Annotated in this window: 18 protein-coding genes; 11 read left to right on the top strand and 7 right to left on the bottom strand. The window is 70.9% G+C overall.

Features of this window, described 5'->3' with window-relative positions:
• Positions 1-205 precede the first annotated feature (205 nt).
• The 3 genes from rplU to obgE all read left to right on the top strand — a co-directional run bounded on the left by rplU (position 206) and on the right by obgE (position 2,456).
• Positions 206-508 carry a 50S ribosomal protein L21 gene (gene rplU, locus AUC44_RS01660; protein WP_046843459.1) on the top strand — a complete coding sequence of 101 codons (303 nt, stop codon included), beginning with the start codon at positions 206-208 and terminating at the stop codon, positions 506-508.
• A 14-nt stretch (positions 509-522) separates the two neighbouring features.
• Positions 523-795 carry a 50S ribosomal protein L27 gene (gene rpmA / locus AUC44_RS01655; protein WP_062157110.1) on the top strand — a complete coding sequence of 91 codons (273 nt, stop codon included), beginning with the start codon at positions 523-525 and terminating at the stop codon, positions 793-795.
• Positions 796-1,118: 323 nt separating this feature from the next.
• Positions 1,119-2,456: a GTPase ObgE gene (gene obgE / locus AUC44_RS01650; protein WP_062157109.1), complete on the top strand. Its 1,338-nt coding sequence runs from the start codon at positions 1,119-1,121 to the stop codon at positions 2,454-2,456.
• Positions 2,457-2,524: 68 nt separating this feature from the next.
• Here obgE and AUC44_RS01645 read toward each other — a convergent pair whose 3' ends face one another.
• Together AUC44_RS01645 and AUC44_RS01640 are read right to left on the bottom strand one after the other, a co-directional pair.
• Complete coding sequence (locus AUC44_RS01645; RefSeq protein WP_062157108.1) at positions 2,525-3,016, bottom strand: DUF3105 domain-containing protein; 492 nt, start codon at positions 3,014-3,016, stop codon at positions 2,525-2,527.
• A 79-nt stretch (positions 3,017-3,095) separates the two neighbouring features.
• Positions 3,096-4,556, bottom strand: a complete 1,461-nt coding sequence (locus tag AUC44_RS01640) for an MBL fold metallo-hydrolase RNA specificity domain-containing protein (RefSeq protein ID WP_062157107.1) — start codon at positions 4,554-4,556, stop codon at positions 3,096-3,098.
• 127 nt (positions 4,557-4,683) lie between these two features.
• On the opposite strand from AUC44_RS01640, the gene AUC44_RS01635 reads away from it, so the two are divergent.
• The 3 genes from AUC44_RS01635 to AUC44_RS01625 all read left to right on the top strand — a co-directional run bounded on the left by AUC44_RS01635 (position 4,684) and on the right by AUC44_RS01625 (position 7,194).
• Positions 4,684-5,730, top strand: a complete 1,047-nt coding sequence (locus AUC44_RS01635) for a GGDEF domain-containing protein (protein WP_062157106.1) — start codon at positions 4,684-4,686, stop codon at positions 5,728-5,730.
• Between the two features lie 77 nt (positions 5,731-5,807).
• Entirely contained in the window at positions 5,808-6,269 is a 462-nt protein-coding gene (locus AUC44_RS01630) for a universal stress protein (protein WP_062157105.1), read from the top strand.
• A 10-nt stretch (positions 6,270-6,279) separates the two neighbouring features.
• The gene (locus tag AUC44_RS01625; protein WP_062157104.1) at positions 6,280-7,194 is read left to right on the top strand and encodes a lactate/malate family dehydrogenase; all 915 of its coding nucleotides are present in this window, start codon (positions 6,280-6,282) and stop codon (positions 7,192-7,194) included.
• Positions 7,195-7,261: 67 nt separating this feature from the next.
• Here the strand turns inward: AUC44_RS01625 and AUC44_RS01620 are convergent, their stop codons facing one another.
• From AUC44_RS01620 to AUC44_RS01610, 3 genes are read right to left on the bottom strand one after another with little or no spacing between them, the layout of a single operon-like run.
• Positions 7,262-8,293, bottom strand: a complete 1,032-nt coding sequence (locus AUC44_RS01620) for an LptA/OstA family protein (protein ID WP_062157103.1) — start codon at positions 8,291-8,293, stop codon at positions 7,262-7,264.
• A 9-nt stretch (positions 8,294-8,302) separates the two neighbouring features.
• Positions 8,303-9,190 (bottom strand): LptA/OstA family protein, encoded by an 888-nt coding sequence (locus AUC44_RS01615; RefSeq protein ID WP_062157102.1) that lies wholly within the window; start codon positions 9,188-9,190, stop codon positions 8,303-8,305.
• 19 nt (positions 9,191-9,209) lie between these two features.
• The gene (locus AUC44_RS01610; protein ID WP_062157101.1) at positions 9,210-9,815 is read right to left on the bottom strand and encodes a hypothetical protein; all 606 of its coding nucleotides are present in this window, start codon (positions 9,813-9,815) and stop codon (positions 9,210-9,212) included.
• An 83-nt stretch (positions 9,816-9,898) separates the two neighbouring features.
• Here AUC44_RS01610 and AUC44_RS01605 point away from each other — a divergent pair, with 83 nt between their 5' ends.
• Genes AUC44_RS01605 through AUC44_RS01585 form a run of 5 tightly spaced genes read left to right on the top strand, consistent with a single transcriptional unit; the run spans position 9,899 to position 12,930 of the window.
• Entirely contained in the window at positions 9,899-10,669 is a 771-nt protein-coding gene (locus AUC44_RS01605; RefSeq protein WP_062157100.1) for a TatD family hydrolase, read from the top strand.
• Between the two features lie 58 nt (positions 10,670-10,727).
• Positions 10,728-11,042, top strand: a complete 315-nt coding sequence (locus tag AUC44_RS01600) for a PadR family transcriptional regulator (protein WP_062157099.1) — start codon at positions 10,728-10,730, stop codon at positions 11,040-11,042.
• Positions 11,039-11,716, top strand: coding sequence for a hypothetical protein (locus AUC44_RS01595; protein WP_157445123.1), 678 nt, complete (start codon positions 11,039-11,041; stop codon positions 11,714-11,716). Before AUC44_RS01600 ends, AUC44_RS01595 begins: the two co-directional genes overlap by 4 nt.
• A complete protein-coding gene (locus tag AUC44_RS01590; protein ID WP_062157097.1) occupies positions 11,713-12,312 on the top strand; it encodes an HAAS signaling domain-containing protein in 600 nt (199 codons plus the stop codon). The genes AUC44_RS01595 and AUC44_RS01590 overlap by 4 nt, the downstream gene beginning before the upstream one ends.
• Positions 12,313-12,333: 21 nt before the next feature.
• Positions 12,334-12,930, top strand: coding sequence for a nitroreductase family protein (locus AUC44_RS01585; RefSeq protein ID WP_062157096.1), 597 nt, complete (start codon positions 12,334-12,336; stop codon positions 12,928-12,930).
• 3 nt (positions 12,931-12,933) lie between these two features.
• On the opposite strand, the gene AUC44_RS01580 is transcribed toward AUC44_RS01585, so the two are convergent.
• Together AUC44_RS01580 and AUC44_RS01575 are read right to left on the bottom strand one after the other, a co-directional pair.
• Positions 12,934-13,983 (bottom strand): alpha/beta hydrolase family protein, encoded by a 1,050-nt coding sequence (locus tag AUC44_RS01580; RefSeq protein ID WP_062157095.1) that lies wholly within the window; start codon positions 13,981-13,983, stop codon positions 12,934-12,936.
• Complete coding sequence (locus AUC44_RS01575; RefSeq protein ID WP_082688903.1) at positions 13,983-14,975, bottom strand: alpha/beta hydrolase family protein; 993 nt, start codon at positions 14,973-14,975, stop codon at positions 13,983-13,985. Before AUC44_RS01575 ends, AUC44_RS01580 begins: the two co-directional genes overlap by 1 nt.
• Positions 14,976-15,139: the final 164 nt, after the last annotated feature.

Genomic DNA, 15,139 nt, shown 5'->3' with positions numbered 1-15,139 from the left:
CAACCGAACAGCTTTCCCCCGCCCCGCGCGGGCCGAGCGCCGTTGCCTGCCACCCCCGAGTCTGCGCTGATCCGCCGGACCCGGACGGGTTCCCTATGCCTGACCGGTGTGTTACAGTACTTGCTTGGTGACCCGCCGAGCGGGTGCAGCAGGCCAAGGCCGCCCAGGGCAGCGTTTCTTCGGGCGCGCGGCAGGAGGAAACACCATGTTTGCAATCATTCAGACCGGCGGGAAACAGTACCGCGTGCAGGAAGGCGACGTCATCCGCGTCGAGAGCCTGAAAGGCGAAGCGGGCGACAAGCTCGACCTGACCCCCATCTTCGTGGGCGGCGACCAGACCGTCTTCGGCGACGCCGCCGGCAAGTTCACCGTGAACGCCGAAGTCGTCGAGCACGGCCGTGGCGAGAAGATCTACGTGCGCAAGTACAAGAGCGGCATCCAGTACCGCCGCCGCACCGGCCACCGCCAGGACTACACCGCGATCAAGATCCTGGGCATCAAGGGCTAAGGGAGGATACCGACATGGCACACAAGAAAGGCGTAGGTTCGTCCAAGAACGGACGTGACAGCCAGCCCAAGTACCTGGGCGTGAAGAAGTTCGGCGGCGAGCAGGTGCTGGCCGGCAACATCCTCGTCCGCCAGCGCGGCACGAAGTTCAAGGCCGGCCCGAACGTGGGCATGGGCCGCGACCACACCCTCTTCGCCCTGGAAAACGGCCGGGTCGTGTTCACGAACCGTGGCGCCAAGGGCCGCTTCATCAGCATCGAAGTGCCCACCGCCGCCGCCGCGGACTGATTCAGGACAGTGCGCTGAGGAGCCGGAGCCTGCGGGTTCTGGCTCTTCTGCTTGTGGGGTGCATGTGAGTCTGACTGGCGCCGCTGGGCCGCCGGATGACATCCGGTTGATAGTCCGCGCACGGGGTTGGGGCTGTCCTGAGCGTTTCCGGCCGGAGCATGACAGGGCCGAGTCGCGCTGGCGGATGGAGCCGCCTTCACTTCCCTGATAGACTGGGGAGCGTTGCGGCCTGACCGCCGTGCCCGCCAGTGCAGTGCGGGGCCCGGAATGCGGTCAGGCTGCGTTCGCGTGGCCGCATGTGCGGGCCGCGTAAAGGAGTGACTGTGGCGTTTCGTGATGTTCTGAATATCGAGGTGGCGGCCGGGAACGGCGGGGACGGCAGCATGTCCTTCCACCGCGCGAAGTATATGGAGAAGGGCGGCCCGGACGGCGGGCACGGCGGGCGGGGCGGCAGCATCATCCTACGCGCCATCGAGGGCGTCGAGAGCTTGGAGCGGCTGGTGGGCCGCCGCAAGTTCAAGGCTCCGAACGGCGCGTACGGCGAGGGCCGGCTGCGCCAGGGCGGCGACGGGGAGGACGTGTACATCGACGTGCCCGTCGGCACGACCGCGTTCGACGAGGCGACCGGGAAGGTCATCGCGGACCTCGTGCGGGTCGGGCAGGAGAAGGTCATCGCGCGCGGGGGCTTCGGCGGACGCGGGAACAGCACCTTCGTGAGCAGCACCCGTCAGGCCCCGCGCTTTGCGGAACTCGGCACGCCCGGACAGAAGCGCCGCGTGCGCCTGGAGCTGCGCCTGATCGCGGACGTGGGGCTGGTCGGCTACCCGAACGCCGGCAAGAGCAGCCTGCTCGCGGCGCTGTCCCGCGCGAATCCGGCCATCGCGGACTACCCGTTCACGACCCTCTCCCCCATCCTGGGCGTGGTGGACCGCCTGGACGGGGCGGGCACGCCGCTGGACGAACGCTTCACGCTGGCGGACATCCCGGGGATCATCGAGGGGGCCAGCGAGGGCAAGGGCCTGGGGCTGGAGTTCCTGCGGCACATCAGCCGCACGCGCCTGCTCGTGTACGTGCTCGACGTGACCCGCAACCCGGTCGAGGAACTGAGGCAGCTGCAGGCCGAGCTGCGCGCCTACGACCCCACGCTGCTGGAACAGGTCTCGCTGATCGCGCTGAACAAGGTGGAACTGACCGACGAGGACCTCGCGGCGATGGTCGTGGACGAACTCGCGCAGTTCGGCCTGCCGGTCGTGCAGGTCAGCGCCCGTGAAGGCGCGGGGCTGGCGGAGCTGCGTGAGGCGGTGTTCCAGATGCTCCCGGACCGCGAACTGTGGGCGCAGAACAACGCGCTGGAGATCGAGTCCGACACCGTGCGCGAGGAGCCGCTGCGCATCGAGTTCCGGATTGATCCGGCGGCCAAGGGCGTGGGCATCATCAACGACGGGCAGCCCGAGCGGGTCTGGTCGGTGCACGGCGGGGGCTTCGAGGAACGCATCGTGCGCTTCTCGCGCTTCATGGACGAGGCCGCCGAGTACCTGGGCAACCTGTTCAAGCGGCAGGGCCTGTACAACGCCCTGAAACGGGCCGGGGCGCGCGAAGGGGACACCGTCGAGATCGGCGCATTCCGCTTCGAGTACTTCGACGACGAAGAGCAGCGCTGAGCACCCGCAGCAAGGCGAACGGCCCCACATCAGCTGTGGGGCCGTTCGCCTTGCTGCGTGCCTGGTGGTCAGCGGGTCTCGCCGTACGCTCCGCTGCACGACGCGCCGCGCTCGGGGGCGGTGGCGCCCTGCTCGTACTTGTCCAAGAAGGCCTTCAGGCGGCTGTCGTCGGCCTTCTCGACCTTCAGCTGGGCGCCCCAGGCGCTCGCCGCGACCGGGGTGTCCAGGCCCTCGTAGGGGCTGAGGATGGTGTAGGGGCGGCCCTCGACGAGCTTCTTCAGGGCGTCCACCTGAGCGGCGTCCAGGTCCGGACGGTAGGTGATCCACACCGCGCCGTGTTCCAGGCTGTGCACGGCGTACTCGTTGTACAGCGGGCGGTCGTACACGCCGCAGTTCTGCCACATGGGGTTGTGCGGGCCGCCCGCCGGGGGGTTCTCGGCGTAGATCAGTGAGCCGCTGCGGTGATCCCCACCGGCGTACGTGAAGGTCTGAACGCCCTCGATGGACTTGGAGCCGCAGGCGGTCAGGGCGAGCAGGAGCAGGGGCAGCGCGCGTTTCATGGAGCTTCAGAGTAGCCGCTCCGCATGAAAACGCCCAGGGCCTTTTCTTCCCCTGTCAGCCCTTCCCCTGTCACCGCGCCTATTCGCCGGCCTCGGCCTGCGCGCCGCGCGTGGGGGCCGCGTCGAACCCGGGGGGCAGACCCTGCGGGAAACCGGGGCCGGTCAGGTCCACGGCCTGCCGGTCGGGCATCAGGTTGCCGGTCAGCCCGCGCTCTTTCAGCACCGGCAGGAAGGACGCCATGACGTCCGGTTCGCCGTGCACCAGCCACACGCGCGGGGTGCCGGTCGTGCTCAGGAACGCCAGCAGGTCGTCCTGGTCGGCGTGCGCGGAGAAACCGCCGATGGTGTACACGTGGGCCTTCACGGCGATCTCCTCGCCCATGATGCGGACGTGGTCGGCCCCCGTGACGATCCGGCCGCCCAGGCTGCTGGGGGACTGGTAGGACACGCTGATCAGGCTGGTGCTGGGTTTCCACAGGTGGTGCTTGAGGTGGTGCTGGATGCGCCCGCCGGTCATCATGCCGTTCCCGGCCAGGATGATCGCCGGGCCGTCGTACTTGTTGATGCGTTGCGACTCGGCGCTGGTAGGGACCACGTGCAGCGTGCTGGGCCGGAAGGGGTCCTCGCCCGCCTGGAGCGCGTCGCGGACCTCGGGGATGAGTTCGTCGCCGAACTCGAAGTACTCGTGCGTGGCGCGCGCCGCCATCGGGGAATCCAGGAACACCGGGATGCGCGGGACCTCCCCGGCGTCCATCAGGCTCTTGATGGTATGCAGGATGGTCTGCGTCCGCTCGATGGCGAAGCTGGGAATCAGGATCTTCCCGCCCTGGCGCACCGAGTCTCGCAGCGCGTCGCGGAATTCGGCCAGCGTGGCGGGCCAGGGGCGGTGCGTGCGGTTGGCGTAGGTCGTCTCGATGACCACGGCGTCCGCGTGCGGCGGGGGCGTGAAGTCCAGTTGCAGGCCGCTCTCGCGGTTCCCGAGGTCGCCGCTCATGAGCAGTCGCCCCTCGGCGCTCTCGATCAGGAGGTACGCGCTGCCCAGGATGTGCCCGGCCCGCTCGGGCGTGACCTTCAGGCCCGCGACGCGGGTGGTCTCCCCGAACTCCAGGTGGGGGCGCAGCAGCGCCAGCGCGCGGTGCACGTCCTCCTCCTCGTACAGCGGCGGGGGCACCTGCTCGTCGGGGACGCCCTGGCGGCGGGCGCGGCGCAGGTCGTGGCGGTACCCGTCCACCTGCAGGCGGGCGCTGTCGAGCAGCACCGTCTCCGCGAGGCCCGCCGTGGGCGCCGTGCAGTACACCGGACCCCGGAAGCCCAGTTTCACCAGCAGCGGTAGGCGGCCCACGTGGTCGAGGTGCGCGTGCGTGAGGATCACGGCCTCCAGCGCCTGCACGTCGAACGGGAAGCCCTCGCGGTTGCGGGCCTCCAGCTCGTCGTTCCCCTGGAAGAGACCGCAGTCGATCAGGATCTGCCGCTCACCGACCGTCAGCAGGTGCATGCTGCCGGTGACGGTCAGGGCCGCGCCGAAGCTCTGAAGTTGCATGCTTCGGAGTGTACGCGCCGCCCCCGGGGGGAGATGGCGCTGCGTCAAGGTCTGCTGAAGGGCGCAGGGCCGGCTTGGCCTCGGCGCATGTCAGTTTTTCGTGGGACGCGCGGGGCATGCTGGGGGAATGAACGACCCGGCGTCCGCCCTGATCCGCGTGGAGCGGATCCGTCGCCGCGCCTACCTGACGGCGGCGAGCGGCTCGGTGACCGCGCACCTGTTCATCCTGAGTGAACAGGTCAGGCGTCAGCAGTGGGACTCGGCCGCCGCGTACTCGCTGGGCCTGCTGGTCTCCGCGTGGGTGCTGGCAGCGCTGACGTGGCTGCGCTGGCCCACGGCGCGCCTGAGCCTGCTCATCGTGGCGGTGGCGACCGTCTCCACCGTGAGCGAGTTCGCGCCGCTGCTGCGCGCCCCGGAGGTGCAGACCGGCTCGTACCTGTCCTTCCTGATCGTGGTGGCCCTGTGGTTCGGGCTGCTGCCGCTGCGGGTCGCGGCCCCGGCGACCCTGCTGGGCTTCCTGGCCTTCGCGGGCCTGGCGGCCTCCCGGCCGGTGCATGACCTGAGCCTGCTCGCCTACCTGGCCTGCACGACCATCGTGATCGGGATGGCGAGCAGTTTCGGGCAGCAGATCACGGCCTTCCAGCAGGACGCCGCGGCCTTTCAGCAGGCGTCCCTCACCGATCCGCTGACGGGCCTGCCCAACCGCCGCGCCGCGCTGGGCGAACTGCGCCGACTGCACGGGCAGCTGCGGCGCGGGGAGCACGCGGGCTTCACGCTGGTGCTGCTGGATCTGGATCACTTCAAGGAGGTGAACGACACGCGCGGGCACGCGGTGGGGGACGAGGTGCTGCGCGCGCTGGGCCCGGCGCTGCGGCAGGTGCTGCGTGCCGACGCGCTGCTGGCCCGCTGGGGCGGCGAGGAGTTCGTGCTGGTCATCCCTGGGACGGGCGCGCAGGAGGCCCACGCGGTCACGACCCGCCTGGACGGGTTGACCCTGACCCTGCCCGGGCCGCTGCCCGAGGTGACGTTCAGCGCCGGGGCGGTGCTGGGGCACGAGGCCGACAGCGTGGCGGGCCTGCTCGATCTGGCCGACCGGCGGCTGTACGCCGCCAAACGGGCCGGGCGGCGGCAGCTGCGCTGGGACACCCTGGGCGGCGCCTCCCGCGCCAGCTGAGCGGGCGCCGGACAGCGCTCTTCACCCGATCTTCACGCGCCCCGGGACGGTGGTGAACGCGGGTGTAGGTTCAGGACATGACCCAGTCCACTGACCTCCACGGCACTTCCGGTTTCCAGCGCGTCCTGGTGGGCGTGGACTTCTCGGCGTCCTCGGCGGCGGCGCTGGCGCTGGCCCGCACCCGCTTTCCCGGCGCGACCCGGCGGCTGGTGCACGTCACGGACGCCCGCGTGACCGCCGCGCCGGACCTGATGGGCGGCGTGACCCCGGCCCTGCCCGACCCCACGCTGCTGCACACGCTGGAAAGCGCGGACGGCCAGCGCCTGACCCGCGAGGTGCAGGCCGGCGAGGAGCAGGAACTGATGGTGGGCGACCCCGTGACCGGCCTGCTGGACGCCGCGCGCGAGTGGGGCGCGGACCTGATCGTGGTGGGCACGCACGCGCAGGGCGCGCTGGAGCACTTCTTCGTGGGCAGCACCGCCGAGAAGATCGTGGCGCGCAGCCCCGTGCCGGTGCTGACCGTCCGGGCCGCCAGGTGAGGAGGCGGGCATGAAGGTCGGGGTGGTCGGCGCCGGACTGGTCGGCGCGACGGTGGCGTACGCCCTGACGCTGCGCGGCTCGTGCAGCGAACTGGTCCTGACCGACCTGGACGGGGCGCGCGCCCACGCCGAGGCGCAGGACATCGCGCACGCATCGCCCGTCAGCCACGGCACCCGGGTTCGCAGCGGCCCGCTGGAGGACCTGCACGGCAGCGGGGTGGTGATCGTCGCGGCGGGCGCCAACCAGAAACCCGGCGAGTCCCGCCTGGACCTGCTCCAGAAGAACGCCGCGATCTTCCACGACCTGATCCCCCGCGTGGCGGCCGCCGCGCCCGGCGCGGCCCTGCTGATCGCCACCAATCCCGTGGACCTCCTGACCGACCTGAGCGTGGCCCTGGCCCCGGATCACGCCGTGATCGGGTCGGGCACCGTGCTGGACTCCGCGCGGTTCCGGCACCTGATCGCCGCGCACGCCGGGGTGGACGCCACGCACGTCCACGGGTACGTGCTGGGCGAGCACGGGGACAGCGAGGTCATCGCCTGGAGCACCGCCACCGTCGCGGGGCTCCCGGTCGCGGACTTCATGGACGCCCGGGACCTCCCGTGGACGCCGGACATCCGGGCGCAGATCGAGCGGGACACCCGCGAGGCCGCCGCGCAGATCATCGGCGGGAAACGCGCCACGTACTACGGGATCGGCGCGGCCCTGGCCCGCATCACCGAGCGCATCCTGGGCGACCGCCGGGCCGTCCTGACCGTCAGCGCCCCCACCCCCGCGTTCGGCGTGAGCCTCAGCGTGCCGCGCATCCTGGGCCGCGACGGGGTGCTGGGGACCGTGCTGCCCGCCCTGACCCCGGACGAGCAGGACGCCCTGCACCGCAGCGCCGAGGTGCTTCTCCAGGCCCGCCGGACCATCCAGGACTGACCACAGGATTCAGCGGCCCTGAGTCACTCACTGCCGCCGAGTCGGGCACCCTACCGCCACTTCCCCGTCAGGGCCGGGGGGGAGTCGTCGGCGCGGCGGGCGTGGCCGCACCACTGCCCTCCTCGCTGTCGATGAATTCCCCGGTGATGGTGCCGCCCTCGGCCTTCTCGGCGTACACCTCGTTCCGGTCGAGGTCGTACACGATCACCCCGGCGCGCAGGGTGTCGCCGCCCTTGACGCTCTCGGCGGGCTGCTCGGGCGTGCCGTACAGCCGCGCGACGTTGCGGGTGTCGTCGTACTCGACCCGCGCGGCGCGGCTGGTGCGGCCCCCGTCCGACTTCAGTTCCACACTGCCGACCAGGGTGGTCTTCTCGTCGTCCACACTGACCTCGATCCGGTCACTCTTGCCGGTCAGGGGATCCTTGTCGCTGCTGCGCTTGAAGATCACCGGCCCGTCGATGCGGGCGATTCCGTCGGCGCTGTCGTACACCAGCTTTTGCCCTTTCAGCTCCGTGCGGCCCTGCGTGACGATCACGGTGTCCGGCGCGGGCCTGGGCGTGGCCTCGACGGCGCAGCGGCTCAGACGATCGGTCTTGCCTGCGGGCGGTTCATCCAGGAAGCGGGCGGTTCCGGCGCTGGCCTCCACGCGCCCGTCACTGCCCTCCTGTCCTTCTTTGGGGGGCAACTGGGTGACGACCGCCAGCGGCACGCGGATCACGTTCTTGTCGATGGTGATCTGCACGCCACCTGCGCCGGTCTCGCTGAACACCGCAACATTCGGGGCGTCCTCCGGCTCGCCGTCCTGCGGGCCGCAGATCGCGAAGACGCCGGTCGTATCGGTCGTGCCGGACTTCACGATGACGATCTGGCGGTCCTTGCCGTCCTTCTCGCTGCGGCGCACGAGCGTCAGGCTGGACTGCTCCGCCTGCGCCTCACCGAACTCCGTGGCGGGCACGTCCTGATCAGGTGCGTCGCCCGGCGGCTGTCCCTGCGCGGGCGGCGGCTGGGCGGGGTTCTGCTGGGCCAGGGCGATCGTCAGGACGCTCCCGCCGGAGAGCAGCGCGGTCAGGAGCAGGGCGCTCAGGCGGGAGCGGGGCATACCGGGAGTTTACTTCTCGCCGGTGAGCTTGAACTGATCGGTGGGGATCTTGTACGCCGAGTTCAGGGCGCGCACGCGGGCCAGGTCGGTGCGCTGCTCCAGGTAGCCGCTGGCGGGGGCCTTCACGGTCACCTTGCTCTTGCTGTCCACGCTGACGGCGTTCCCGACCACGTACGCGACGTTCTTCCTGTCGTCGTAGTACACGGCGTCCCCGGTGGTGGTGGTGGTGCCCTGCACGAGTTTCACGCCGCCGCGCACGTACAGCGTCTTGGTCTTGGTCAGCGCGCGGACTTCCTGCCCGGTGATGATCAGTTCCTTCTGGCTGCCCTTGGCGGCGCGGGTGAGGCTGGGCGTGCCGGTCAGGAGGGCCAGTTCGCGCTGCTCGTCGAACACGAGCTTGTCGGCCTTACCGCTCTGCGCGCCGTTGGAGAGGCTCACGCCCCCCGTGCTGGTGGAGCGGTCGTTGTCCACGTCGAGGCTCATCTGCGCGGCCCTGATGGTCACGGTGTCGCCGTCGGTCTTGTCCGGCGTGAAGGTGGCGCTGGCGCTGCCGTTCAGGACGCCCTGCCCGGTCGCCTCGCTGTAGGCGAGGGCGTTGCCGGTGGCGGTCAGGCGGCCACGGACAACCTTGACGTTCCCGGTGAAGTCAGCGGTGCGCTTGCCTTTCGCTTCGATCAGCGCGGTGCCCTTGGGGGCGGCCAGGATGGCCTGGGAGGCCTCGATGTTCAGGGTGCTGACTTTCGCCTTGACGGGGTTGCCAGTGAAGTTCAGGGGACCGTTGCGGACGTCGCCACGCGGGGCGCCTTCGATGGTGATCAGGCGTTTGCCCGCGTCGGTCTGGGCCAGAACGGGAGCGGTGAGGGCGAGGAGGGCCAGCAGTGAGGTCGTTTTCTTCATGGGGGTCTCCTAGAACAGGTCAGGTGAGAGGAACGCGCTTGCCGTCGCGGCAGGTCTCGGTCGGGTCAAGAGGGAAGGAGTATTTGGAATTGGGAGAAGCATCGAGGATTCTGAAGTCGAAGGTCATTTTCAGGTCGCGGATCGTGCCGGTCAGGCTGGTGGAGGCGATTGTCGCCTGCGTCGCGCTGAAGCCCTGGCCCTGTTCGATCTTCACGGGGGTCTGCTCGGTGCCCTGGAGGTCAATGTCCGCACACTGCTGCACCAGGGTGATGCGGGCCTGACGGGTGGTCATGGTGTCCTGACTGTCGATGGTCAGTTCCTGGGTGGCCAGGGTGGCGTCCAGGGTCTCGCGACCCGTGAAGCGGCCCTGCACCTGTTCCTTCAGGAGCCGTTTCCCGTCCGTGATGCCGGTCAGGGTCGTCAGGCCGGCCACGGGGTCGTTGCGGACGTCGGCGGCGCGGAAGCTCCAGGTGGCGTTCGAGTCGCCGGAGGGGTACAGGCGGAGCTGCACGCCGCTGAGCCGCGCGCCGGACTGGCTGGCGTCGAGGCCCGGGGTGGGCAGCAGGGCGAAGATCAGGGCGAAGGCCATGATCCCCACCAGCGCGTACAAACCGACTTTCTGCACGGGTCGCACTTTAGCGCGCCGGTCTCATGAGAGTGATGGGGCGCGGGTGGGAGTGTCGGGGGCGCAGCGCTAGGCTGGGCGGCATGATCGATTCTCACACCCACCTGGATTACATCGACGACCCGGCGGGCGCGCGCGGCGAGCTGGGCCTGAGTGCCATGGTCTGTATCGGCGCGAGCCCCGAGCATGCGCGCAACGCGGTGGCGCTGGCCGAACAGTTTGGGGACGTCTTCGCGACGGTGGGGCTGCATCCGACCGATACGGACGAGGACAGCCCGGAGGCCCGCGCGCAGATCGAGGCGCTCGCCGCGCACCCGCGCGTGGTCGGCATCGGCGAGAGCGGCCTGGATGACTACTGGGACGACACGAAGCGCGCCGCGCAGGTCTCGGCGTTCGAGTGGCAGCTGGACCTCGCGCGGCGCGGCGCCAAGGTGCTGGTGATTCACACGCGGGACAAGGCCGGGCAGGACAGCGCCCACCGGGGTGTGATGGACGTGCTGCGCGCGTGGCCGGACGTGCCGGTGATCCTGCACTGCTTCAGCGGACATGCGGCACTCCTGCGGTTTGGCCTGGAGCGGGGCGAGCACACGTACTTCGGGTTCGCGGGGAACACGACGTACAAGAACGCGCAGGAGATCCAGGCGGCGGCCCGCGACCTGCCGCTGGAGCGGATGCTGCTGGAGACGGACGCGCCCTTTCTGGCCCCCGTGCCCAGGCGCGGGAAACCGAACCGGCCCGGATACGTGCGGCACACGCTGGAGTTCATCGCGGCCCTGCGCGGCCTGAGCCCCGACGAGCTGGAGGCGGCGACCGACGCGAACACCCGACGCGCCTACGGCCTGCCCACGGGTTGAACGAGGGGCGCCGATACCTCGACTTGAGATGCATCCGGCTCAGAGGTATCGTGGGACCATGAACGCCCGCGAGCAACTCCGCCTGCTCATCCTGGCGGTCCTCGACCGCCAGCCCGAACACGGGTACGCCATCGCGCAGGCCATCAACACCCGCAGCGAGGGCCTGCTGCGCGCCCGCGAAGGCACCCTCTACCCCGCCCTGCACGCCCTGGAAGCCGAGGGGCTGATCGAGAGCCATGAACACGAGGTCGCGGGCCGCACGCGGCGCGAGTACCGCCTGACGGAGAAGGGCCGCGCCGCCCTGGCCCGCACCCGCCGCGACTGGCAGGCGCAGGTCAGCGCCGTGCAGGCGGTGCTGGGGGGGAAGGCATGACCGGCGAACTCCGCAGCCTGCTCAGCCCCCGCCTCCAGCCTCCCGGGACGGTTGTGGACTGGCTGGAGGTCGCCACGGCCGACCTGACCCCCGCCGCCGCCGCGCGCGTCCGGGCGGACTACCAGGCACACCTGGAGGACACCCTCGCCGCCGAACCCGACCTGACCGAGGCCGGACTGCTGCGCCGCTGGGGCTCCGCCCAGGCCGCCCGCACCGGACTGAACCGCACCCACCTCACCACCTGGGACGCGCGGCACCTGCCCCCTGGCCGCCTGAGTGTCCGCCGCGTCCTGCTGGACTCGGCGCCCATGCAGCTCGGGATGCTGGGCGCGGCAGGACCCGGGGCGCTGCGGGGCGATCCACGCGCCCTGACCCTGCTCGGGGCGGCCCTCCTGCTCGTCCTGCTGATCAATCTCGCGCGCTGGCAGCTGCTGACCCGGCCGCTGCGCCCCGAGAGCCGGGTGGTCTGGCACTGGCTGACCAAACCCAGCAGCCTCATCCTGCTGGGCGGTCTGCTCTGGGCGACCTGGGTGGGTGTCACCCAGCCGGCGCAGGTGGGCGGGTGGTTCGGCCGGCTGGAAGGCTGGCTCGCCGTGGTGCTGCTGACCGTCCAGCTGGTCCGGTTCCAGCTGTCCCTGACCGCCGCCCGCAAACAGCGGAGCGTGCCCGCATGACCCTGCGTGACTGGCTGGGGGCCGCCCTCCACGACCTCGCCCCTGCCGCGCAGGACCGCGTGGCCGGCGAGTACGCCGCGCACGTCCACGACGCCATGGGCAGCGGGCTGACCGAGGCGCAGGCCGTCGCCACGCTCGGCGACCCGGGGCAGGTGAACCGCGCGCTGCGGCGCACGTACGCCACGCGGGACCTGACGGAGCAGTACCGCCGCCTCCCGGTGGGGCTGTGGGTGACGCTGCTCCTGCTCCAGCTGGGCTACGGCGGACTGATGTTCTGGAACAACGTCGAGGTCCCGCAGGAACTGCCGCGTTACCTGGCCGGGCCCACGACCGGCCTGACCCTGATGCTGGCCCTGACGTGGAGCGTGCTGTGGCGCCCCGACCCGTACCGCTGGACGCTGGGCGCGCGGCTGCTGGTGGGCTGCCTGATGCTCAGTCAGTGGATCACGGCGCTCCTCGCGCCAGGACAGGACACCCTGGATCTGATCTTCCTGATCGTCCTGCCCCTGGCACTGACGGGGCTGGCCTGGGACGCACACCGCACTGCCCGGCGCGTCAGCCGCACCCTGAGCCTGGAAGGCCCTGCCCGTCCCTGAGGGGCGCGGCATAGTGGGGGCATGACCACACTGGACACTCCCTTCCCTGCCGCCGCCCTGACCGTGCTGGACGTGATCCGTGCGCGCCGCACGGTGGACATCGGTCTGCTGAGGCCGGACGCCGTGCCGCGTGAGGTGGTGGAAGCCATTCTGGAGGCGGGCACCTGGGCGCCGAATCACGGGCGCACCGAGCCGTGGCGCTTCACGGTGTTCACCGGTGAGGGCCGCGCGAGGCTGGCCGAGGTGTTCGCACAGGCGTACGCGGCGGGCAGCGCGCCCGACCGGGACAGCGAACCGGCGCTGGAGGCGCAGCGCGCCCGGGCGTGGCGCGCGCCGCTGTGGATCAGCCTGGAACTGCACATGCCCGAGAAACCGAAGATGCCCGAGTGGGAGGAGCAGGCGGCCCTGGCCTGCGCCGCGCAGAACATGTGGCTGGCCGCCACGGCGTTCGGGCTGGTCGGGAAGTGGGTGAGCGGCCCGGTGATGGTCAGTCCGGTGGCGGCGCAGGCGCTGGGCGCGCCGAAGCTGCTGGGGCTGCTGGTGCTGGGCTACCCGGCGGCCGAGCTGCCGTCCGCGCGCCGCGCGCCGCTGGCGGACAAGGTCACCTGGGTGGAGTGACCCCTACAGGTTCTCCTTGAAGAACTGCACGCTGCGGTTCAGCGCCGTGCGGAGGTTACCGGAGAGGTTGTGGTTGTCGCCGTCGTAGCGGTAGGCGTCCACGCCCTGCCCGGCGTTTCTCAGGTCGTCCGCGAGGTTCTTCTGGAAGGCGTACGGCACGTCCCTGTCGTTCGTGCCGTGGTGCAGCTGGATGGGCCGCCCGTTCAGTTCCCGCAGGTACGCGTTGGGGCTCAGCAGGCGCAGGTAGCGGCGGTTGACGGCGTCCAGGGTGCGTTGCTCGCCGGGGGGTGGGTTCCAGTCGGTCGCCAGGACGTCGTAGCTGGCGATCACGCCCGCCCACAGGGACGCGGCTTTCAGGCGGGGATCGACGATCATGGCCTTCAGGCTCAGCTGCCCGCCCATAGAGTGACCCCACAGGCCCAGGCGGGCGGGGTTCACGCGCGGGTCACGCCGGAGGCTGGCGGCGGCGTTCAGGACGTCCACGGTGTAGCCGGGGTCGTCGTACCCGCCGAGCGCCTGTCCCTCGCTGCTGCCGTGCCCGCGGTAGTCGCTTTTCAGCGTCACGAAGCCCGCGCGGGCAAAGGCGTCCTGGTACGCCACGTACCGCTCGGTGGTGCGGTACTCGGCGGGTGGGATGTACCCGTGGTTGAACACGATGGCGGGCCACCCGCCCTGCGGCGGCGTGCCGCGCGGGACGGTCAGCAGCGCGTTGATGCGCAGGCCCTCGGACTGGTAACTCACGACCTGCCGGGTGTAGTTGCCGCCCGCCGCCAGGGTCTGCCGGACCGTCAGGGCGCTGCCCGGGTACTCGCGGGCCTTCAGCGCCTGGATGCTGACCGGGTTGCGGGCCACGGCGGCCTTCAGCGCGGTGTCACCCAGGTTCTGGAGGGGCCCGCCGCCGGTCCCGGGGCTCGGCGGGTCGGGCCGGGCCGGGTCGGTCGCCTCCGGCTGGGTCCAGGGCAGTCGCAGCGGCGGCGCGTCCGGCTGGGTGAGCGCCACGTACCCGGCGCCCGCCAGCAGGGCCAGCAGCGTAAGGTTGATCAGCGCGCGCATTACAGGCGGTCCCTGAAGAACTGCACGCTGCGGTTCAGGGCCGCGCGCAGGTTGCCCGAGAGGTTGTGGTTGTCCCCCGGATAGACGTAGTTGCCGCCGAGCTTGCCCAGCGGCCGCAGTTGGGCGGCCAGGGCGGTATGGAACGCGACGGGCACCTCCTCGTCGTTCGTGCCGATGTGTAGCTGAATGGGGCCGCCCAGGTCCTTCAGGTAGGTGTTCGCGCTGAGGGTGTTCCAGAAGGTCGGGTTGCTGCTGGGCGTGCCGTACTGCTCAACGGCCCGCTTGCGCAGGTCCAGCACCCGCTGCGGGATGCTGGCCGGGACGGGCGCGCGGCGCGTCCAGCTGGTCATCAGCTGGTCGTAGTCCCCGACCACGCCGGCCCAGATCACCCCGGCCTTCACGCTGCGGTCGATGACCATGGCGCGCAGGGTCAGGAAGCCGCCCATGGAGTGCCCCCACATGCCGATCCGCGCCGCGTTCACGCGCGGGTCGCGTTTCAGGCTGGCCAGGGCGTTCATCACGTCGGTGGTGTAGCCCGGCGCGTAGTACCCGCCGAGCGCCTCGCCCTGCGAGCTGCCGTGCCCACGGTAGTCGCTTTTCAGCGTGACGAACCCGGCCCGCGCGAAGGCGTCCTGGTACGCGACGTACCGCTCCGTGGTGCGGTACACGTTCGGAGGAATGTAGCCGTGGTTGAACACGATGGCGGGCCACCCGCCCTTCGGCGGTGTGCCGCGCGGCACGGTCAGCAGCGCGTTGATCCGCAGGTCCCCGGACTGGTAGCTGACGACCTGACGGGTGTAGTTGCCGCCCGGCGCCAGGGTCTGGCGCACTGTCAGTGCGCTGCCCGGGTAACCCCCTTTCTGGAAGGCCGTGCGGGAGGCCGGAATGCTCATCTGCCGGGCGTCCACGGCGTCCAGCGCCGCCTGCGACTGGGCCAGGGCGACCGGACAGGACACGAGCAGCAGCGCAGGCAGGAATCGGCGGGCCGTCATGGGCTCAGGCTACGCAGCGCCGGATCACGCGACAGCGTTCCGGACGACGCTTCAGCCTTCAGCGTCCCGAGACCCGGGGCTCATCCCCCGCACCGGTCGCCAGCGGCAGGGAGATGCGCGGCCACTCAGGGGACCTGCGGGCGCATATCCATGCACCCGGCACG

This window comes from Deinococcus actinosclerus, from assembly GCF_001507665.1.
Classification (GTDB): domain Bacteria; phylum Deinococcota; class Deinococci; order Deinococcales; family Deinococcaceae; genus Deinococcus; species Deinococcus actinosclerus.
This window is presented reverse-complemented; position numbering and strand designations above follow the sequence as displayed.